Origin of the sequence: Pseudoalteromonas sp. 19-MNA-CIBAN-0066, from assembly GCF_040308705.1 — a bacterium.
In the GTDB taxonomy this organism is placed as follows: domain Bacteria; phylum Pseudomonadota; class Gammaproteobacteria; order Enterobacterales; family Alteromonadaceae; genus Pseudoalteromonas; species Pseudoalteromonas nigrifaciens.
Genome location: NZ_JBEONZ010000169.1, coordinates 1 through 281, shown reverse-complemented (window position 1 = coordinate 281; position 281 = coordinate 1). Strand labels below are relative to the sequence as shown.

Here is a 281-nt window from a genome sequence, read left to right as displayed (position 1 = left end):
CACTATGTCTTTAAATAAGGCCGTTTCGTGCGGCTTGGTTGGTAATGAGCTATCTAAACAGATAACTGGCAGTAATGACTCTAGCGTAAGCAGAACAGCTGTGGCTATAGGCTCCGGTGCAGCCGCTGGAGCGCTTACATCTGGTGCAATAGTAATTGGTGCAGGTGTCGCGTCTGCGCCAGTTACAATCCCTTTGGCGGTAGCTGGTGGAGTAGTCGCTGGCATTACTAGTTTGTTTGATTAGTTAAATACGAGTGCTCAATATGAGCACTCTTTTAAGG

1 protein-coding gene is annotated in these 281 nt (G+C 47.3%); it reads right to left on the bottom strand.

Annotated elements, in window-relative coordinates:
• Window positions 1–225, bottom strand: a 225-nt coding sequence (locus AAEZ18_RS18675; protein ID WP_352255882.1) for a hypothetical protein, incomplete at its 3' end; no start/stop codon positions are given.
• Window positions 226–281 lie beyond the last annotated feature (56 nt).